Genomic DNA, 19882 nt, shown 5'->3' with positions numbered 1-19882 from the left:
GCATAACGTTCTTGGGGGGACGAAGCCATGCCGACCGGCAGCAGCCTGTTCGCGCGCGCCGAACAGCATATCGGCGAACGATACGAGCATGCCGTCGTCCCCAAGGATGAGGCCGGCTACCGAGGCCCGTGGGATTGCGCCGAATTCGCCTCCTGGCTCGTCTATCAGGAAGCCGAGAAGCTCTATGGCTGCCGGAACAACGCCGCCTCGCCTGCCACCGCAGACGCCTATACCGGCTACTGGAAGCGCGACGCGCGGACGGTGGGCCACATGATCCCTGTCGCGCAGGCGGCCGGCATCAAGGGCGCCTTCCTGCTGCGTTATCCGCCCGAAGGGCCAGACGAGATGGGCCATATCGCCGTGTCGGACGGCCAGGGCGGCACGGTCGAGGCGATGGACCGCGCCCGAGGCGTCGCACGCGGCAAGGTCACAGGCCGTCGCTGGGACACCGGCGTGCTGATCGACGGCATCGACTACGACGCCGCGCACGATGTCCCGGTCGCGCCGCCGCCCCTGATCTATGCGCAGAACCAGGCGAACATGGAACGCGGCGTGATCGAGCGCATCCAGGACGCGCTGCAGGCGAAATCCGTCGCGGTGACGTCGCCGCGCGGCGTGTTCGATGCCGCGCTCGCGCAGGCGGTCGCCGCCTTCCAGAAGTCGGCGGGGCTCGTGGTCGACGGCGAGGTCGGGCCACAGACCGCGAGCGCACTCGGCATCAACCTCGCCGGCGTGGCCATGGCGGCGGCCTCGGCCGCCTTCAAGATCGGTACCACGCTCGTGAACCCGCTCGTTTCCATCGCCGCCTGGGTGCTCCCGGAAATCCTCAAGGCGCTGGTCGGCGAGAAAGCCGCAGCCGTCGCCGAACGGGTCGTCAAGGCCGTGACCGAGACCGCAGGCACCAGCGAGCCGGACAAGGCCAAGGCGGTCATCGAGGCAGACCCGGTCGCCAAGCAACAGCTTCAGGTCCGGCTCGCCGAACTCGTGGTCCAGCAGGAAGAGCAGCGCGAGCAGGCCCGGCTCGAGGCGGCGCGCGTCCAGGCCGAGAGCGAGCGCCTGCAGCGGGAATCGCAGCTCAAGGAACTCGAAGCGCAGCTCGCCGACGTCCGGGACGCGCGTGACCAGGCCACGATCTGGGCCTCGCAGGGCAGCCTGATGCAATGGGGGCCGCTACTGGTCTCGGGGCTCGTGCTGTTCGGCTTCCTCTTCCTGCTCGGCTATTTCGTCGCCCTGATGTTCACGCCTCAGCTTCCAAGCCCGAACAACCAGATCTACCAGCTCGTCAATATCAGCTTCGGAGCCCTCACCACCGCCTTCGCCACCGTCGTCAGCTTCTGGCTCGGCTCGTCGCAAGGATCGCGTGCCAAGGACGTCGCTGCCATCGCCCGCGAGGCGGAGCACGTTTCCCAGGGGTCGGTGCCGCCCGCGCCGGGGGGGAGGACTGCTCCCAACGGCAGCGCTTCGGACCCGAAGCCGCCGCAGAGCGGGATGGCGCCTTCCAATTTCGACAACTGCCTCGACCTTGTCTTCGGCCGCGAGGGTGGATTCTCCAACGACTCCCGCGACAATGGCGGCCCCACCCAGTTCGGCATCACGCTCGCCACGCTGAAGTCGTGGCGGAAGGCGCAGGGCGACGACAGCGAGGTCACCATCGAGATCCTGAAGGCGCTGACGAAGGACGAGGCCAATGCGATCTACCGCAATCGCTACTGGAACCCGCTGCGCGGCGACGATCTGCCGAAGGGCGTGGACCTGATCGTCTTCGATTTCGGCGTGAACGCCGGCCCGGCAACCGCCGCGAAGATGCTGCAGAAGATCGTCGGCGCCGACCCGGATGGCGCCATCGGCCCGGCAACATTGCGCTGCGTCGCCCTGATGAAGCCGCGTGACATCATCGACGAGATGGCGCGCCGGCGCATCGATTACTACAAGAACCTCGAAGATTGGGATGCCTTCGGCAAGGGCTGGACCAACCGCACCGAGATTATCGCCGGGGCTGCGCGGGACATGATCCGGACATCGGAAACGCGCGCCGCAGCATAGACCTGCAGCGCGCCTTCAGGCCGGGCTGGACCGAAACATTCCCAAGGAGGCGGCAGCGCCTCCTTGAGTTGGTTCGGGCCCCTGACGCGGTGGCTGTGCGATCAGCGAAATCCCGGCTCCCACGGACCAGGCCGTCTCGGCCGGGCAGGACAGACGCAGGCCCCTTCAAACCGCGGCGCGGCTGGCAAGGCGCAGTTCGTCCTTCTGAACCGCCGTGGCGACGGCGCAGCTGGCACCCGGCCCGGCTGCGGTGAAGATCGCGACCTTGTCATGCGCGCGGATGCGTTTCCCCATATGGGCCCGGGCGTGAATCGTTTGAGATGGCGGCTTGACCGGCATGCGCAGCAGCGCGCGGGAACACAGTGGAGTCGCGAGCGCTTCGCGCGCTTGCAGCCCGGCTGCGTTCCCCTATCGTCACGGTCGGGAGGAGAGCGCCATGAGCAACCTGAATCGTCGTCATCTGCTCGCAGCCGGCGCCGCCGCGCTCGCCACGCCCGCGCTCGCACAGCAGCAGGGCCACGAGCATCATGGCCCGCAATATGAACGGCTCAACCAGCCGGGCCGCATCGAGAAGCCCGAACTCGCCGCCACGCAGAACGTCTTCGATTCGCCGGCGCCCAAGGCCGCCTCGCCCGGCCGCTGGAGCGCGAAGGCGCCGCTGCCGCTGCCGCGCTCCGAGATGGCCTGGGCAACGGCCTTCGAGGACAGGATGCACATCGTCGGCGGCTATGGCGAGCAGCGCACCGACCGGGCCTATCACCATGTCTACGATCCAAAGGCCGACAAATGGATCGATGGCGCCCCCCTGCCTCAGGGCGCCAACCATGTCGGCGTCGCCTTCCTCGACGGCAAGCTCTACGCCATCGGCGGCTTCCTGGAGCAGAACCGCAAGCCGCATCCGCGCTGCTTCACCTACGATCCCAAGACGGATCGCTGGGCGGAGATCGCCCCGCTGCCCCGCCCCGCCGGCTCCACCGCCGTGGTCGGCCTCGGCGGCCTGCTCTATGTCATCGGCGGCGCGATCGGCGAGACCACCGAGAGCAAGCGCTCAATCGACTGGCACCTCGTCTATGACCCGAAGGCCGACCGCTGGAGCGAGCGCACCCCGCTGCCCACGGCGCGGGACCACACCGGCACGCTGGCCATCGGCAACCTGATCCATGTCATCGGCGGCCGCGTCGATTCCTTCCACACCAATTCGAACCTGCATCACTCCTACGACCCGGCCACGGATAAATGGACGATGCGCACGCCGGCTCCGACCGGCCGCTCGGGCCATGGCGCGGTGCTCTATCGCGGCAAGGTCTTCGTGATGGGCGGGGAAGGCACCAACCGCGTCTTCGGCCAGATGGAGGCCTATGACCCGGCGACCGACAAATGGGAGCAATACGCCCCGATGCTGACACCCCGCCACGGCCTCGGCGCAGCCCTGGTCGGCGACGCGATCCACGTCGCCGGTGGCGGCCCCGTCATGGGCGGTGGCGTGCAGAGCGCCGTGCATGAGGCGTTCACGCTGGGGTGATACTCGAGGGAGAAGCAGCTACAGCGAGCAACACGCGCGGCTGCTGCTTGCTATTCGCCCGAATTGAGCGCCTTGTGTTGCGAGCGCTGCCTTTGCGCGCTCTCCTCCCGACCGAACGGTTCGGCCGGCAATCAAAATCGAGATCATCATGAAATCCGGCCACGGCAGGTTGATCCTGCGCGACGGTACGGACCTCCGCATCGGATACTGCCTTTTCCGTTCCGAAGCCGCTCACGGCTGCCGCGGCATTCTCATCGGCAATATCCGATCACTCGATCAGGACATCTTTCATAAGCCTATAGAGATTGGCTTGGGCGATGGGAGTGCGCTTGTGGCGCACGTCATCAGCCACTCCGATCGTCATGTCAGGTTCGTTACGAGCCCCGATCAGCTCAATTCGTGGTCAAAGAACCGATTTCAGCGCCGCAGAAACCGCCCGTTGGCTCTCGCCACATAGGAATCTGCCGACCGTCGCCACAACGACGCGCGATTGGCGTTCGGTCCCACGGAATGCCGGAGGCTTTTAACGCTCCAGCGGAGACACGCCATGCTCACCGGAATTGGCTCGATCACTCTACGTAGTGGGCGAACTTTGCCCATCGAATACGAATTCGGCGCGCATCATGAGCATCATTGGGTCGGGCACCTGATCGTCGACACGACGGACACCGATCCAAGCGAGTTTGCCTATAAGGTTCTCCTTCATTGCGATGGCGGATCGGCGGTCGAACTGGCCGTGACCAACTGGTCAGATCGATGCATGACAGTCGTCGGGCGTCCGTTGCCCAAGCTCGACAGGGCCGCCTAGACGCGCAGGTGCCCTGCGGCAATCGCCTTGCCGCTGATGCCGTTGCCGTCGCGAGCACGGCAAGGAATGCAGACGGACGATAGCGCGACGACGCCCCCTGAGCTCTGCCGCGCGTGTCAAAGAAGCGAAATCGTCGAGCCCGGTCATGGCTCCGGCGGTAATCAGCAGCGAGGAACGACCGATGACGCATCGCTACAGGATTCGGGACAGGGTCAGCCTGGCGTTCGGCTTTCACGATCGGGACGCCGCTGGAACCTACGAAGTCACCGCGCTCCTGCCAACGCGTGCCGACGGCGAGCCGCAGTACCGCATTCGCGGCAGCGACGATCGGGAGCGCGTCATTGCCGAGACGCAAATCAGCGAGCCCGGCAAGATTCAATCCGCCTCTCGTCAGCGGAGCCCTGACAATCCCATCACGAAGGAACTCGACCGCATTCGGGACCAGCAGAAATAGGGAATTCTACCCCTTAGCCGCACTTCTTGGCATGGACGAATTTTGCAGCAGGCGGCGGTATGGCTCGCTCCTTCGGCAGGGCAGCACATCGAAGTTCCGATAAGGGGCGGGAGCCGACATAGCCGCAAACTTATCCCCGGCCATTCCTCCTCCCCTTATCCTCCCCACCACCTCATCCCCGAGGGGCGGCCGTCCGGAGGTATGCCAGAGGCGAGGTTGGGGGCGGCGCCTGCGGGTGGAGTTACGATCCACTCCCGGGAGGCTTCGGGGCACCGCCCTGGGGGTACTACGGCCCCTGTGCGAGGAGCTCGCTGGAAGGCTTGGCCGGTGACGGACAGACAGGCAACGACGCGACGACCCGATGAGGGAAACTGGCGTCCAAGCCCGCAGGTCTCAAGCCATCAAGCTGTATAAGCGCGGCCCGGAGTCCGAAATCGCCGATGAGCGGAGCGCCACGGGGCGTGCGGATGGTGGCTCAATCCATCCGCGCCGCTTCCTGGCTCAATGGAAGCGGCTGACTAACCCACCGCGCCTCGCGGCGCTCCGCTGCCCCTCATCTCTACCGAACGCGGCGACGTGGGCGGGTGAAGGCGCATGTGCGGGAGCCTGATCGTCATGCTCGCCATCGTGGCGATCATCCACATCTCGAACACCGCTCGTCACGAAAGAAGACGTGGATGGCCGGGACAGGCCCGACCACGCCGACGGCAAATCAGTCGAGACGGCTTGTCCAGCCCACCCCCGATAGGCGTAATATGCATCCGGATATAACGGAGATCATCCGCCGTGCTGCGCTCCCTTCTAATTCTGCTCGCCCTGCTGACCTCTGTTTCTGCCCTGCATGCGCAGGAACCCGCCATCGAGATCGCCGGCATCGGCACGGATTCGATCCGGCTCACGCCGCAATCCCTTGCCGCCCTCCCCGTCGCCGAGCGCAGCGTCACCTTCGAGAGCTCGAAAGGCCCGGCGACACGCCGCTACAAAGGCGTGCTGTTCTGGGATGTGCTGCAGGCGAACAAGGCGCTCGACGGACTGAAACCCGCCGACCAGCTGAAGAAGACGTTTCTCGTCAGCGCGAAGGACGGCTACCAGGTCGCCTTCTCGATCGGCGAAATCCATCCCGACTTCGGCAACATGCCCCTGATCCTCGTCACCGAGGTCGACGGCAAGCGGCTCGATGGCGGCTGGCGCCTCGTTGCGCCGGGCGACAAGCGCGGCGGGCGGGCGGTCTACGAGGTGACGAAGATCGAACTTCGATAAGACCGGCTGACGTTCGCAATGGGTCGGGAGCTGACCTGGCCAACCTCCCAAAAGGCCGCCCTCTCTCAAGGTGTAGCTGAGCGGACGCCGGTCGCAGCGCTGGGATAAAAGGGAACCGGGCGTCGTGCGCGGCCGTGCGAGAGGTCAAAGCCCACGCAGTTGCAAAAGATCAGCTTGCCTCTAGGGACAATTGTCTGCCCCGGTTCTGCGCAGCAGATTGGCGATCACTGCTGTCCGCGGCGAAAGGTCTTGGAGAAGCGACAATCCTGCTACCCAAAAGGGGGAAGCCATGGCGCTAGTCGGCAAGATCAGGCACGTCACGTCCTATCGATATGCCAAGCCGGTGACCTTCGGCACGCATCGAGCCATGTTCTTGCCGCGACGAGGAGCGAGCGCACGCCTCCTCAGCTGGTCGGCAAAGACCAGCATTTCGTCGAAAATACATTGGATCAGCGACTCCCGCTCCAACTGCGTGACGGTAATCGAGTTCAGTGAACCGGGCAGCGAGCTGACATTTACATTTGAAGTCAGCGGCATTTATTTCGGGGTGAGCGGCGTCGAAGCGTTTCCTCTGGACACGCGGGCCGAAGAAATTCCAGTCCAGTACACTCCTGACGAGTGGACCGACCTCGCAGGCTACCTGCGTCCTCATGCGGAGGATCCGGACGGCAGCCTGGCCTCCTGGTCGAAGAGCTTCGTTGCCGGCGATCAGGACCGAGCAGTAGACGTGCTCCGACGCATGCTACGCATCTTCCGGGACAGCTTCCGCTATCAGGCCAGGGATGAGGAAGGCACCCAGACGCCCGGCGAGACGCTTCGCCTAAGAGCCGGGACATGTCGGGACTACGCTTGGTTAATGATCGAAGCCTTGCGACGGCTCGGCTTCGCTTCACGCTTCGTCTCCGGCTACCTTTATGATGGCGCTGTCGATGGGGGAGCTGTTGGCGTATGCGGGGCGGGAGCGACCCATGCGTGGCTTCAGGTTTTTCTGCCCGGCGCCGGATGGCTGGATTACGATCCAACCAATCAGATCAGCGCGGGCTTCGATCTGATCCCAGTCGCCGTTGCGCGACATCCCGGACAGGCCATTCCCCTCGCAGGCTCCTGGTTTGGCGAGGCGAACGACTATCTTGGCATGACGGTCCACGTGGCCGTCGAGAAAGTCGGCGAGGTACCAGATTTACGCATGTGATGCGGCGGCGTCGGCCATTCGAACATGCAAGTGTCAGCTAAGCGGAAAGTCGGGCCGTTGGGCTGAGGTTAGGAAGCCTTGGCGTCAACAGAAGTCCAAAAGCGAACAACCGGGAGGTCAGCTCCGGGCCGGAGGCAGACCAGTCCGCAACCACCCACCCCTCACATCCGGAACACGCCGAACCGCGTCTCAGGAATCTCCGCATTAAGCGTCGCGGAGAAGGCCAGCGCCAGCACCCGGCGCGTCTCGGAGGGCAGGATGATGCCGTCGTCCCAGAGCCGCGCCGTGGCGTGGTAGGGCGAGCCCTCCTCCTCGTACTTGCTGCGGATCGGCGCCTTGAAGGCTTCCTCGTCGTCCGTGGACCAGCTCTTGCCCTCGGCCTCGATATTGTCACGGCGGACTGTGGCGAGGACGCTCGCCGCCTGCTCGCCGCCCATCACCGAGATGCGCGAATTCGGCCAGGTGAACAGGAAGCGCGGCGAATAGGCCCGCCCGCACATGCCGTAATTGCCGGCGCCGAAGGAGCCGCCGACCAGCACCGTGACCTTCGGCACCCGCGCCGAAGCCACGGCCGTGACCAGCTTCGCGCCGTCCTTGGCGATGCCGCGCGTCTCGAAATCGCGCCCGACCATGAAGCCGGTGATGTTCTGCAGGAAGAGCAGCGGAATGCGCCGCTGGCAGCACAGCTCGATGAAATGCGCGCCCTTGAGCGCGCTTTCCGAGAACAGGATGCCGTTATTGGCGATGATGCCGACCGGGATGCCGTGGATGCGCGCGAAGCCGGTGATAAGCGTCGTGCCGTAGAGCTTCTTGAACTCGTCGAACTCGGAGCCGTCGACCAGCCGCGCGATCACCTCGCGGATGTCGTATTGCTTCTTGAGATCGGTCGGGACGACCGCTTCCAGTTCGGCCGGATCGTAGAGCGGCTCGACCGGTTCAGCGATGTCGATATCCGGCCGCTTCACGCTGTTGAGGTTGCCGGCGATCCGCCGCGCGATCGCCAGCGCATGAGCGTCGTCGCCGGCATAATGATCGGCCACGCCGGAAAGCCGCGCATGGACATCGGCGCCGCCAAGATCCTCGGCCGAGACCACCTCGCCCGTCGCCGCCTTGACCAGCGGCGGGCCGCCCAGAAAGATCGTGCCCTGCTTCCGTACGATGATCGTCTCGTCCGACATCGCGGGCACATAGGCGCCGCCGGCCGTGCAGGAGCCCATCACCACCGCGACCTGCGGGATGCCCTCGGCCGAGAGTGTCGCCTGATTGTAGAAGATGCGGCCGAAATGCTCGCGGTCCGGGAAGACGTCGGTCTGGTACGGCAGGTTCGCGCCGCCCGAATCGACGAGGTAGATGCAGGGCAGCCGATTCTCGCGCGCGATCTCCTGCGCCCGCAGATGCTTCTTCACCGTCATCGGGTAATAGGTGCCGCCTTTGATCGTCGCATCGTTGCAGACGATCATGCACTCTCTGCCACTCACGCGCCCGATCCCGGCGATCATGCCGGCGCCATGGACATCGCCCTCATACATGCCGAAGGCGGCGAGCGAGCCGATCTCGAGGAAGGGCGAGCCCGGGTCGGTCAGGCGCAGCACGCGCTCCCTCGGCAGCAGCTTTCCGCGGGAGGTATGGCGCTCACGGGATTTCGCATTGCCGCCCAGCGCCGCGGTGGCGCGCCGCTCCTGCAATTCGTCGCGGAGCACACCCCAGGCCTGCGCATTGGCGCGCGTCTCGGCCGAGTTCAGATCGACCTTGCTCTCGATGACGGGCACGGGCGCGCTCCCTGGCGATATTCTTGGCCAGCGGTTATGGCGCGCCCTATCGAAAACGCCAACCGGCGCGGACGCCCGGACGCGGCCGGGCAAATCCGCGCCGACGGGGAAAGCTATTCCTGCATCTTCCTGATCGAACCCGTGACCGACGGGGCCGCGACCGCGCCGATCGCACCGCCTGCGACGGCGCCGATCGGGCCACCGACGAGGGCGCCGGCTCCGGCACCCGCGGCAGCGCCGGCGATCCTCTCATCGGTGGTGTTGCAGGCCGCGAGCAATGTCGCGAGGCTGCCTGCAAGAACTAGAAGCCGCATATGTCGTCCCCTTCGCTGCCCCAAACCCGGCAGGAGCATGGGCCCGGCATGGCTAACGGAGGGTAAATCAGGCGGAGACGGTCGGCCCGAAGACGCGCTCAAAGGCCTCGCGCAGCACCGAATCGACCTCCGGCATCGTCACCGGCAAGCCGAGATCGACGAGCGAGGTCACGCCATGCTGGCTCACTCCGCAGGGCACGATGCCGTCGAAATGCGAAAGCTCCGGCTCGACATTGAGCGAGATGCCATGGAACGAAACCCAGCGCCGCACACGGATGCCGATGGCGGCGATCTTGTCCTCGGTGCCCGCGCCCTTCTCCGGCCGCCGCACCCAGACGCCGACTCGGTCCTCGCGCCGCTCACCCCGGATGTTGAAATCGTCGAGCGCGCCGATCAGCCAGCTTTCCAGCGCGGCGACGAAGCGGCGCAGATCCGGCTGGCGCCGCTTCAGGTCGAGCATGACATAGGCCACGCGCTGGCCGGGGCCGTGATAGGTGAACTGCCCGCCCCGCCCCGAGCGGAAGACGGGGAATCGCTCCGGCGCGATCAAATCCTCGTCGCGGGCGGAGGTGCCGGCGGTGTAGAGCGGCGGATGCTCGACCAGCCAGACGCGCTCGCGCGCCCGGCCGTCCGCGATCAGCGCCGCGCGCGCTTCCATCTCGGCCACCGCCTCGTCATAGCCCGTGAGCCCGTCCGTCACGACCCATTCGACGGGCTCCGCGCCCTCCTCCGCCAGGAAGGAGACCTCCAGTTCCCCGCGCATATTCACCATGGATTAACCATGTTCCATCCAAGCTCTGCCTTGCCGGCGTGAACCGGCCGACCGCGCGCTCTCCTGCGCCCGGAATGGCCTGCAGGCAAGTTTCACTGGTCGAATTTTGAAATAGGCGTCCGGAGGCAAGAGTTGAAGGCCGATCTCGAACTCGTTCCCGTCGAGCTCACCGTGGTGCTGGGCCAGACCCAGATGCCGATCTACAAGCTCCTGCGCCTCGGCCGCGGCGCCATCATCGAGCTGAACACCGGCGAGATGGACGAGGTCCAGATTCTCGCCAACAACCACCCCTTCGCCAAGGGAATCGTTGTCGTCAGCGGCGCGCGCATCTCCGTCGAGGTCACGCAGATGCTGGTGCGGCCGACCATCTACACTCTGCAGACCGTCGCAGAGGCCGCCTGAGCGGCGATTTTCACAGAAAAGCGGCCCCGGTCGCTTTTTCCGCACGGATGCACTTGTAGCGGCGGATTCGATTTGCTAGATCGGCGCCGCTCCCGGATGTGCCCCACGCAACCGGAACCGAGCTGCGGTCGTGGCGGAACTGGTAGACGCACTACCTTGAGGTGGTAGCGGGGAGACCCGTGGAGGTTCGAGTCCTCTCGACCGCACCAAATTCGGACGAAAGTCCAGCGAAAGGCGACCCGTCGGGTCGCCTTTCGTGTTTCCGGCCCGCCACATTCAGGGCTGACAGCCGGCAGAACTTTGGTAACGTAAACCGGTCGTCAAGCATTCTCCGCAATTCTCCGCGAGATGAACGCCCGCCGCATGATCCGTTTCCGCATCCCGCAACTGCTGGCTGCCGCCGCCGTCGTCACGCTGGGCGGCTGCAGCGTGATCGACAACTACCCGTCGAAGGGTGACGCGCGCCCGCATGCCGGCGTCGCGGCAGCGCATAGCTACCCGATCCATGGCATCGACATCTCGCGCTGGCAGGGCGAGATCGACTGGACCTCGGTCAAGGCCGCCGGCACCCGCTTCGTCTACATGAAGGCGACGGAGGGCGGCGACCATGTCGACCCCGCCTTCCAGCGCAACTGGGAAGGCGCCCGACGCGCCGGCGTTCCACGCGGCGCCTACCACTTCGTCTACTGGTGCCGGCCGGCCCATGAGCAGGCAGTCTGGTTCAAGCAGCAGATTCCGGCCGATCCCGACGCGCTGCCGCCGGTGCTCGATGTCGAATGGAACGGCCATTCCCGCACCTGCGCGCGAAAGATCGACGCCCAGCTCGCGCGCGAGAAGATCCAGCTCATGCTGACCGAGCTCGAGCAGCTCACCGGCAAGAAGCCGGTGATCTACACCGACATAACCTTCCATCGCGAGGTGCTGGAGGGGCAGTTCAACGACTATCCCTATTGGATCCGCTCGACCGCCGCCCTCCCCGAGACGCGCTACGCCAACCGCCCCTGGGCCTTCTGGCAGTTCACCACCACGGGCCGCGTGCCCGGAATCCGCGGCGATGTCGACCGCAACGCCTTCTTCGGCAACGAAAGCCAGTTCGTCGCCTGGATGCGGGGCGAATACGACATCGGCACGCGCCGCTGGGACAAGACGAAGCAGCAGAGCCCGAGCCCGGCAAGCCCTGCGGCACCGACGCCCGATCCCCTGGCACCGCTGCGCGACCCAACGCCGGAGCCGATGCCCGAGGACGTTCCCGTCGCGACGATCCCAGGCGCGAACAGGCCGGTGCCTTCCTCGCTGCACCTCTCCGGCGAGGCGCGGCGCGGCGGCGGCTGACTTTCAGGCGTCGCCGGATAAGAACAGACCGCGCAGCTTCCGACCGCCTTCAGCCCGAAGCGTCTGGAGCCATCGCAAAGACCTGGACGCGCGGCTCGATTCCCTTGAACGAGCGCGCCTCCAGCTCGACAAGCGGCACCGCGGCTCCGACCGCGTCCGCAGCAACGGGATCGAGCAGGATCTCGCCATCCGTGGCACTGGCGCACAGGCGCGAGGCCAGGTTCACGACATGGCCGATCGCGGTGTAGTCGAGGCGGCCTTCCGAACCGATGCGCCCCACCGTCGCCGGCCCCATCGCCAGCCCGATACCGAGGCCGAGTTCATGCCCGTCCTCGCGCCAGCTGTTCATCAGTGCGCGAACCCCTGCCCGCATGTCACGCGCCATCGCGACGGCCCGCAGCGCCGGGTCGGGACAGGCGACCGGCGCGTTCACCAGCACCATCACCCCGTCGCCTGAGAAGCTCGTCAGCGTCGCGCCATGCGCGTCCACGACCCGCTCGATCGCATCGTAATACGCGCCCAGCACGCTGATGACCGTCTCGGGCTCGGCACGCGCGGCAAAGGCGGTGAAACCGCGAAGATCGCAGAACACCACCACGACCTCGACGCGCCGCCCGTCGAGCACGCTCTCGTCGCCGCTGAGCTCGACAAGCTCCGCGACCTGCGGTGCCAGGAAGCGCTTGAGCCGGCTGATCCGCTCCGAGCGCTCATGCGAAACCGCGAGCTCGCCCGCCATCGTGTTGAAGCGCTCCGCCAGATGCTCGAGCTCGTCGCCGGTGGTCAGCTCGATGCGATGGTCGAACTGCCCGGCTCCGATACGCGCCGCCCCGTCCTCAAGCAGCCGGATCGGCCCGACGACGCGCTGCGTCAGCCAGTAGGCGAGCAGCGCGGCGAGGATGGCGCCGCCGACCAGCAGAATTCCCATCCGCCACAGCGCGGCATTGATCGGTCGGAACGCCTCGTTCACCGGCAGCTTGACGATCACGCTCCAGCCTGCGCTGGAAATCGGCGCCATGGCCGCCATCACCGTCTTGCCGTCCCTGTCGAGCCCGAGGACGGCCTCGCCCGGCCGAGCCTCGAGCGCGGCCCGCAATCCCCGCAGCGGCAGCGTCGCCTCTTCGTCGGCCCGCAGGACAAGGCTGATGTCCGGATGGGCGATCAGCCGTCCCGGCCGATCGAGCACGAAGGCCTCGCCCGTATGCCCGACGCGGATCGCGGAGATCACCTCCCAGATCAGCTTGAGGTTGACCTCGGCGATCGCCAGGCCGACAGCGGAACGATTGCCCGCGACAGCGATCGTCATGAACGGCTCCGAACCGTCCTGGAACGTCACGGGTCCGAACCAGGCACGCCAGGCGACCGCGCCCATGACAGCCGAATCGCGGGAATGATCGGCGCCGCCGTCGATGCGGTTGAGCCCGATGCGCGAAACGAACAGGCGCTCCTTGCCCGCTCCATCGACCAGGCGCAGGCTCTGGACCGGAGGCAGCTGGCGCAGCAGCCGCAGCGCATCGAGCCGGCGGCGTTCGTCGACCGTGTTCGACCATGGCAGCTGCACCATCCAGCCGAGCTGGTCCCGGATGGCTTCGAGGAAGTCCTGGATCTTGACCGCCGCGAGCCGCGCCTCCGAGTCGAGGATTTCGTTCAGCCGCGCCCGCTGGTCGCGATAGCCGAACCAGGCCTCGCTGCCGCCTGCGATGACGAGCGGCAGCACCACCGCCGCGAACAGCGCGAGGAAGTACTTCGTGAACAGCGAGGTCCGGGAACCGGCCGGTGCTTCGGTCGCCATCTGGGCTCGTCCAGCCTCCCCGCTCGCCTTACCGGCCGCCGCGCTATTCGATCACCGTGTCAGCGCTGCTCAGCAACGAGGGAGGAACGCTCACACCGAGCGCCTGGGCCGCCTTGAGGTTGATGAAAAGCTCGACTTTCGTCACCCGCTGGACCGGCAGATCCGCCGGCTTCTCGCCCTTCAGGATACGCCCTGCATAAATGCCGGTGTGCCGGTGAGATTGCTGAAAATCGCCGCCATAGCTCATCAGCCCGCCTGCCACCGGAAAGTCCCGCGCCTGCGTGACCGCCGCAACCCCATGCCGGGCGGCGAGTTCGGCAAGCTGCCGGCTGCGATAGGCGAAAAAGGGATCGGAGGTGAAGACCAGCCCGCCGGCCCCCATCTCTCGCGTCGCCGTGAAGAGCCCGTCGAATTCCTCGGCGCTGCTCGCGTTGAGAATCCGCAACTGCAGGCCGAGCGCATCGGCCGCAGCGTGGAGGTTCTTCAATTGCGAGGCAACGGTCGGGCTGGTGGGGTTGGCGGCGACCGCGAAGAGCTTGGTCGCGGGGAATATTTCGCTCAGGAACTCCAGGCGCTTGCGCGAAACCTCGACGCTGAGGCTGGACACCCCGGTCATGTTGCCGCCGGGCCGCGACAGACTGGCAACGAGGCCGAGCGCGACCGGATCGCCACCGAGTTCGAACACCGTCGGAATCTCACGCGTCGCCGCCTTCGCCGCGAGCGCGACCTCGGCGCCCCCGGGAGCCACGATCACCGATACGTCGCGCTGGGCGAGCTGTGCCGCCAGCGCCGGCAATTGCGGATACCGTCCGTCCGCCCACGCGAACAGGATGGAGACGTTGCGCCCTTCGACGAAGCCGGTATCGGCCAGCCCTTCCGCGAAGGCCGCGAGGCGGCTGGCGTAGCGCTCCGGGCTCTCGGAACCGAGATAGCCGATCACCGGCATGCCGGCCGGCTGCGCCCTCGCCCGCCCCGCCGAGACGAGAACAGAAGCCAGGGCCACGACGACGTCGCGCCGGCGCATGCAGACGCGGCTTCGACGCGCGCCCGAACTCTCCGGCGCGAGGTCCTCACGACCCAAGACCGACATGGCTCCCACCCCGTAGCGCTGGCCGTCGATGCCAGCGAGCGGGCGGGATCATAGCGGTACGTTGGGGAACGCGAAAGTTGTTAACCATCGCTCGGCACGCGCAATCGTAGCGTCGCCCGCCGGGTTAACCAAAACTGAAGCAACTCCCTCGCATTCGCGCGAATCCTAACCGGCTCTTAACCGACGAGGCTCCATCCGGGACGTTCAGATGCAACGAGACGGAGCGAGCGCGACATGTCCTGGCGATTTCTTTTCCGGGCTGTTTTCGCCTCGGCATTGATCGTCTGCACAGCAATGCCGGCGCTCGCGCTCTATCCGAAGAAGGGCGACAGCTCCCCCCATCACGGCGTCCGCGATGCGCGGCGCAAGGTGATCCAGGGCATCGACGTCTCCCGCTGGCAGGGCGAGATCGACTGGCAGAGGGTCAAGGAGGCCGGCACGCGCTTCGCCTTCATCAAGGCGACCGAGGGGGGCGACCACATCGACCCAAGCTTCAGGCGCAACTGGGCCGAGGCGAAGCGCCACGGCATCCCGCGCAGCGCCTATCATTTCGTCTGGTGGTGCCGCTCAGCCAAGGAGCAGGTGCGCTGGTTCAAGAAGCACATCCCGCGCGATCCCGATGCGCTGCCGCCCGTGCTGGACGTCGAATGGCAAAACGACTCGCAATGCACCCGCAAGATCTCCCGCGAGGACGCGCTGGAGAAGATCGCGGTGATGCTGAAGGGCCTGCGCGAGCACACCGGCAAGAAGCCGATCATCTACACCGACATCAACTTCCACGAGGATGTGCTGGAGGGCGCCTTCAACGACCATCCCTACTGGCTGCGCTCGACCGCAGCCCCACTGGCCAAGCGCTATGCCCGCGACCGTTGGGAGTTCTGGCAGTTCACCACCACGGGCCGCGTGCCGGGCATCACCGGCGATGTCGACCGCAACGCCTTCTTCGGAAGCGAGCGCGAATTTGACGCCTGGCGCCAGGGCCGCTTCGACATCGGCCTGCGCAAATGGCACGGCGGCGAGCCGAAGATCGCCGAGCGCAAGGCCATCCCCACCCCGGCCGGCAGGCGCGCACCGCAGGCAGCGGGCGGCACGACGCTGCGCTTCGTCCCGCCCGGCCGCATCCCGGCCGCCCGCACCGCAGACGGCCGGGATATCGACATCACGGGCTCGGTTCGCAGCAACTGAGCGCGGAACGCGTCGTCACGCGCCTGTCATAATCCCGTCGCCCTGTCCCCGCAGCCCCGACTGGCCAGCTGCTGTGAAAGAGCGACATGCCCGGTGACCTCCAATCCCAGGCCGGTTTCGTCTGGGCCTACCGCTTCGACGCCGACGGCCGGCCGAGCCTGATCCCCCGCGACACCCTGCCCGATCTTCATCCGGCCGAGGGCTTCGTCTGGCTGCATGTCGACCTCGTGCACACGCGGGCGCAAAGCTGGATCACGGAACAGGGCCTGCCGGAGGCGGCATGCGAAACCCTCGTCTCGCATGAGACGCATCAGCGGCTGGACCATTCCGCCGACCTCGCCTGGGGCGTCTCGCACGACCTGATCCGGGACATCGCCGCCAAATCCGAGGATGTCGGGGCGCTGCGCTGGATCATCGGCGAGGACTTCCTCCTGACCGGCCGGCGCGACGCCCTGCACGCCACCCGCATGACCGCCGAGGCGCTCAATCGCGGCGAAGCCGTGAACAACCCCAGCGCTCTGCTCGAGCAGATCATCGAATACATCATCGACGACATCACCGACGCGGTGGTCCGCCTGCTCGACGAAACCGACAGCGTCGAGGATCAGATCCTGCTGGACAGGCTCCATGATGGCCCCCAACGGGTCGGCGCGATCCGCCGCACGGCGGTCCGGCTGCATCGCCAGCTCAGCGGCCTGCATGTGCTGTTCCGGCGCTTCGCCGAGACGCAGTCCGGCCGCAATGCGCCGGATGCGGTGAAGGCTGCTGCGCTGCGCCTGCTCCAGCGCACCGACGCCCTGCACCACGATGTCCAGTCGGTGCAGGATCGAGCGCGGCTGCTGCAGGACGAGATCGCCGCCCGTTCGGCCAGCCGCACCAACCGGCAGCTCTATGTGCTCTCGCTGCTGACAGCGCTGTTCCTGCCCGCGACCTTCATCACCGGCCTGTTCGGCATCAATGTGAAGGGCCTGCCCTGGGTCGAATCGGACTTCGGCGCACCCGCCGTGGCGCTGACCTGCATGGGCGCGGCGCTGTTCACCCTGATCCTGCTGCGCAAGCGCGGCGTGATAGGCGACTGAGAGCGGCCGGGCAGCGCCGCCAAGGCGCACTCAGCCAATTTCGCACGGGCTGACTCGCCCCCGTTTCGGTCTATAACCGCTGCAAAGGCGGCCTGATCGCCAGCCGGAACGGGAGGTCCACCATGCTCGCCAACGCGCCCCGCCCCTTCAATTTTGACCTCGGCGAGACCGCTGACGCCATCCGCGACACCGTCCATGCCTTCGCGCAGGAGAAGATCGCGCCGCGCGCCGAGGAAATCGACCGGACGAACCAGTTCCCGCGAGATCTCTGGCCGCAGATGGGCGAGCTCGGCCTGCATGGCATCACCGTCGAGGAGGAGTATGGCGGCGCGGGCCTCGGCTACCTCGAGCATTGCATCGCGGTCGAGGAGGTGTCCCGCGCCTCGGCCTCGGTCGGCCTCTCCTACGGCGCCCATTCCAACCTCTGCGTCAACCAGATCAGCCGCAACGGCAACGAGGCGCAGAAGCGCAAATACCTGCCGAAGCTCATCTCCGGCGCGCATGTTGGCGCGCTGGCCATGTCCGAACCGGGCTCAGGCTCCGATGTCGTCTCGATGAAGACCAGGGCCGAGAAGAAGGGCGACCGCTACATCCTCAACGGCAACAAGATGTGGATCACCAACGGCCCCATCGCCGAAACGCTGGTGGTCTACGCCAAGACCGATCCCGAGGCCGGCCCGCGCGGCATCACCGCCTTCCTGATCGAGAAGGGCATGAAGGGCTTCTCGACCCACCAGAAGCTCGACAAGCTCGGCATGCGCGGCTCGGACACCTGCGAACTCGTCTTCCAGGATTGCGAGGTGCCGGAGGACAACGTGCTCGGCACGGTCGGCCGCGGCGTCAACGTGCTGATGAGCGGGCTCGACTACGAGCGCGCCGTGCTGGCGGCGGGCCCGCTCGGCATCATGCAGGCGGCGATGGACATCGTCCTGCCCTATGTCCACGAGCGCAAGCAGTTCGGCCAGAGCATCGGCGAGTTCCAGCTCGTCCAGGGCAAGGTCGCCGACATGTATGTCGCGATGAACTCCTGCCGCTCCTACGTCTACGCCGTCGCCAAGGCCTGCGACCGGGGCGAGACGACGCGTGAGGACGCCGCAGGCGCCATCCTGATCGCCGCCGAGAAGGCGACGCAGGTCGCGCTCGACGCCATCCAGCTGCTGGGCGGCAACGGCTACATCAACGACTATCCGACAGGCCGCCTGCTGCGCGACGCCAAGCTCTACGAGATCGGCGCCGGCACCAGCGAGATCCGTCGCATGCTGATCGGCCGGGAGCTGTTCAACAAGACGAAGTAAGTCAAGAAAACTTCCGTAACGTCTGCTATAAAGAGCATGAGAATCACGAGCGATGCGGAGGCCCCGATGGCAGACCCAGCATATGGATGGTTCCAAAGCCTGCTCCAACTTTCAGTCGGGACAAATCTAACATTTGCAGTTATCTTAAGTCTATTTGACTACTCTATAAAAAAAGAAAGAGACATAGCGAGCAATATACACATATCAGCAACAAATATTATCGGGATGCAGTTCAACACAGAAGATAATCAAAATAGAGCCTTGAAAGTATATGAAAGATCTCAAACACTAAAAAATTCAGTCGATTCATGGGGAGCACTACTTGAATACGTAAGCTATTATATATTTCGACCAATAGCGCTGTTGATGTCATTGTTAGCTCTATATCTTCTTATTGAATCATCAATTTACAACGATAGAAAAGCAACATTTATGGAAATGACACTCAGCTTCATCACGATAACTCCCTTTCTCGTTTTCTCCGTTTGGGCAATTGGATTCTCGTATTACAAAGCTTGGCAAACGAAACGCTTACGTAGAGAACTCGACGATTCGCTAAGTCATATCATTCCGAGCAGCCCTTGAAACTTGATCAGCTTGTGATAGCAGAGATTTCGCTGAAACGTGGCGATGTCGATTCGGGCATTCGGACCTGAGGTGAGTTGATAAAGAAATGGCGTACCTTTCTCCGTCGACGCCGCCAAAAGCGTCTGCCGCCCAAGTTCGCGACTATGTGGCGCTAAACGGGCTTATCGCTGCCGAACTGCTTCCGTCCACTGTCAAGGTAAGGATAAGATCAGCGTGGCCAGACGCGTTCATGAACCTCAGCCAACGCAGTTGCAGAGCGACATCGCCGTCGGGATTAAAGGTTGAATTTACTACCCCGCCGGGCGCAGAGGGGAATTTTTGCGTGAATTGTTCGTTCCCTGCATAGTGTACAACTCGGCTGCTTACAGTTTTTCTGTTCGCACAGAAGTGTTCTTTCGATGCCCCTCTATTTCGCCTATGGCCTCAACATGGACCCGGCCGGCATGGCCGAGCGCTGCCCGAAAGCGCGCGCGCTTGGCCCTGCCCGGCTGCCACGCCACCGCTTCATCGTCACCCGCGACGGCTACGCCTCCGCGATCCGCGACCCGCGCGAGGATGTCCATGGCGTGCTCTGGGACTGTTCGCTCGGCGATATCCGTATCCTCGACAAGTTCGAGGAGCTCGCCAGCGGGCTCTACGTCAAGATCAACCAGCCGGTCATCGTGCCCGTCGGCGCCAAGCGGGCGCTGATCTATATCGGCCGCACGGCCGAGCCCGGAAGGCCGCGTCCCGGCTATATGGAGACGGTCATCGCCGGGGCGAAACATTTCGGCCTGCCGGAGACTTACATAGCCGGCTTGAATCGCTTTCTGATGAAGCCGAGCCTCGATCTCAAGCCGTTGAATCAGGATGCGAGCGCGCCCCTGCCGCCCGGCCCGGTCAAGGGCGTGAGGCCGCGGGCACTGGCGCCGAAATAGCTCCACGCCGTCATGCTCGCCCTTGTGGCGAGCATCCACGTCTTGAACACCGCCCTTGACCAGCAAGGACG

At 65.4% G+C, this 19882-nt stretch carries 19 protein-coding genes, 1 tRNA gene and 1 pseudogene; 15 read left to right on the top strand and 6 right to left on the bottom strand.

What is annotated here, in order from left to right; all coding sequences use genetic code 11:
- The first annotated feature begins 27 nt into the window (after window positions 1-27).
- Window positions 28-2043, top strand: coding sequence for a glycosyl hydrolase 108 family protein (locus BoBH3_RS22700; protein WP_262333138.1), 2016 nt, complete (start codon window positions 28-30; stop codon window positions 2041-2043).
- A 165-nt stretch (window positions 2044-2208) separates the two neighbouring features.
- Here the strand turns inward: BoBH3_RS22700 and BoBH3_RS22695 are convergent, their stop codons facing one another.
- A complete protein-coding gene (locus BoBH3_RS22695; protein WP_262333137.1) occupies window positions 2209-2382 on the bottom strand; it encodes a hypothetical protein in 174 nt (57 codons plus the stop codon).
- A 97-nt stretch (window positions 2383-2479) separates the two neighbouring features.
- Between BoBH3_RS22695 and BoBH3_RS22690 the strand changes: the two genes are divergently transcribed.
- The 6 genes from BoBH3_RS22690 (at window position 2480) to BoBH3_RS22665 (ending at window position 7279) form a co-directional block, all read left to right on the top strand.
- Window positions 2480-3565: a Kelch repeat-containing protein gene (locus BoBH3_RS22690; RefSeq protein WP_262333136.1), complete on the top strand. Its 1086-nt coding sequence runs from the start codon at window positions 2480-2482 to the stop codon at window positions 3563-3565.
- A 148-nt stretch (window positions 3566-3713) separates the two neighbouring features.
- Window positions 3714-4022 (top strand): hypothetical protein, encoded by a 309-nt coding sequence (locus BoBH3_RS22685; RefSeq protein WP_262333135.1) that lies wholly within the window; start codon window positions 3714-3716, stop codon window positions 4020-4022.
- 90 nt (window positions 4023-4112) lie between these two features.
- Window positions 4113-4373, top strand: a complete 261-nt coding sequence (locus tag BoBH3_RS22680) for a hypothetical protein (RefSeq protein ID WP_262333134.1) — start codon at window positions 4113-4115, stop codon at window positions 4371-4373.
- A gap of 181 nt (window positions 4374-4554) precedes the next feature.
- Window positions 4555-4827 (top strand): hypothetical protein, encoded by a 273-nt coding sequence (locus BoBH3_RS22675; RefSeq protein WP_262333133.1) that lies wholly within the window; start codon window positions 4555-4557, stop codon window positions 4825-4827.
- Between the two features lie 786 nt (window positions 4828-5613).
- Window positions 5614-6087 (top strand): hypothetical protein, encoded by a 474-nt coding sequence (locus tag BoBH3_RS22670; RefSeq protein ID WP_262333132.1) that lies wholly within the window; start codon window positions 5614-5616, stop codon window positions 6085-6087.
- A 289-nt stretch (window positions 6088-6376) separates the two neighbouring features.
- Entirely contained in the window at window positions 6377-7279 is a 903-nt protein-coding gene (locus BoBH3_RS22665) for a transglutaminase family protein (RefSeq protein ID WP_262333131.1), read from the top strand.
- Window positions 7280-7440: 161 nt separating this feature from the next.
- Here the strand turns inward: BoBH3_RS22665 and BoBH3_RS22660 are convergent, their stop codons facing one another.
- From BoBH3_RS22660 to lipB, 3 genes are all read right to left on the bottom strand, one after another.
- Window positions 7441-9048, bottom strand: coding sequence for a carboxyl transferase domain-containing protein (locus BoBH3_RS22660; RefSeq protein WP_262333130.1), 1608 nt, complete (start codon window positions 9046-9048; stop codon window positions 7441-7443).
- A gap of 113 nt (window positions 9049-9161) precedes the next feature.
- Window positions 9162-9362, bottom strand: coding sequence for a hypothetical protein (locus tag BoBH3_RS22655; RefSeq protein WP_262333129.1), 201 nt, complete (start codon window positions 9360-9362; stop codon window positions 9162-9164).
- Between the two features lie 67 nt (window positions 9363-9429).
- Window positions 9430-10134 carry a lipoyl(octanoyl) transferase LipB gene (lipB, locus tag BoBH3_RS22650; RefSeq protein WP_262333128.1) on the bottom strand — a complete coding sequence of 235 codons (705 nt, stop codon included), beginning with the start codon at window positions 10132-10134 and terminating at the stop codon, window positions 9430-9432.
- A gap of 132 nt (window positions 10135-10266) precedes the next feature.
- On the opposite strand from lipB, the gene BoBH3_RS22645 reads away from it, so the two are divergent.
- From BoBH3_RS22645 to BoBH3_RS22635, 3 genes and pseudogenes are all read left to right on the top strand, one after another.
- Window positions 10267-10536: a FliM/FliN family flagellar motor switch protein gene (locus BoBH3_RS22645; RefSeq protein WP_262333127.1), complete on the top strand. Its 270-nt coding sequence runs from the start codon at window positions 10267-10269 to the stop codon at window positions 10534-10536.
- 124 nt (window positions 10537-10660) lie between these two features.
- Window positions 10661-10745 (top strand) — tRNA-Leu (locus BoBH3_RS22640).
- A 139-nt stretch (window positions 10746-10884) separates the two neighbouring features.
- Window positions 10885-11658 (top strand): annotated as a pseudogene (locus BoBH3_RS22635) (glycoside hydrolase family 25 protein); the annotation flags it as partial.
- Window positions 11659-11917: 259 nt separating this feature from the next.
- On the opposite strand, the gene BoBH3_RS22630 reads toward BoBH3_RS22635, so the two are convergent.
- Window positions 11918-13657 carry an adenylate/guanylate cyclase domain-containing protein gene (locus BoBH3_RS22630; protein ID WP_262333126.1) on the bottom strand — a complete coding sequence of 580 codons (1740 nt, stop codon included), beginning with the start codon at window positions 13655-13657 and terminating at the stop codon, window positions 11918-11920.
- Window positions 13658-13700: 43 nt separating this feature from the next.
- The gene (locus tag BoBH3_RS22625; protein WP_262333268.1) at window positions 13701-14681 is read right to left on the bottom strand and encodes an ABC transporter substrate-binding protein; all 981 of its coding nucleotides are present in this window, start codon (window positions 14679-14681) and stop codon (window positions 13701-13703) included.
- 300 nt (window positions 14682-14981) lie between these two features.
- Here BoBH3_RS22625 and BoBH3_RS22620 point away from each other — a divergent pair, with 300 nt between their 5' ends.
- The 5 genes from BoBH3_RS22620 (at window position 14982) to BoBH3_RS22600 (ending at window position 19811) form a co-directional block, all read left to right on the top strand.
- Entirely contained in the window at window positions 14982-15932 is a 951-nt protein-coding gene (locus tag BoBH3_RS22620) for a glycoside hydrolase family 25 protein (RefSeq protein WP_262333125.1), read from the top strand.
- 86 nt (window positions 15933-16018) lie between these two features.
- A complete protein-coding gene (locus BoBH3_RS22615) occupies window positions 16019-17011 on the top strand; it encodes a CorA family divalent cation transporter (RefSeq protein ID WP_262333124.1) in 993 nt (330 codons plus the stop codon).
- A 122-nt stretch (window positions 17012-17133) separates the two neighbouring features.
- A complete protein-coding gene (locus BoBH3_RS22610; RefSeq protein WP_262333123.1) occupies window positions 17134-18306 on the top strand; it encodes an isovaleryl-CoA dehydrogenase in 1173 nt (390 codons plus the stop codon).
- Window positions 18307-18372: 66 nt separating this feature from the next.
- The gene (locus tag BoBH3_RS22605; protein WP_262333122.1) at window positions 18373-18891 is read left to right on the top strand and encodes a hypothetical protein; all 519 of its coding nucleotides are present in this window, start codon (window positions 18373-18375) and stop codon (window positions 18889-18891) included.
- A 401-nt stretch (window positions 18892-19292) separates the two neighbouring features.
- Complete coding sequence (locus BoBH3_RS22600) at window positions 19293-19811, top strand: gamma-glutamylcyclotransferase family protein (RefSeq protein WP_262333121.1); 519 nt, start codon at window positions 19293-19295, stop codon at window positions 19809-19811.
- The last annotated feature ends 71 nt before the right edge of the window (window positions 19812-19882 follow it).

Source organism: Allobosea sp. BH3, assembly GCF_025499465.1.
GTDB lineage: Bacteria > Pseudomonadota > Alphaproteobacteria > Rhizobiales > Beijerinckiaceae > Allobosea.
The sequence above is the reverse complement of the archived record's forward strand: the minus strand, read 5'-3'. Positions and strand labels throughout refer to the sequence as shown.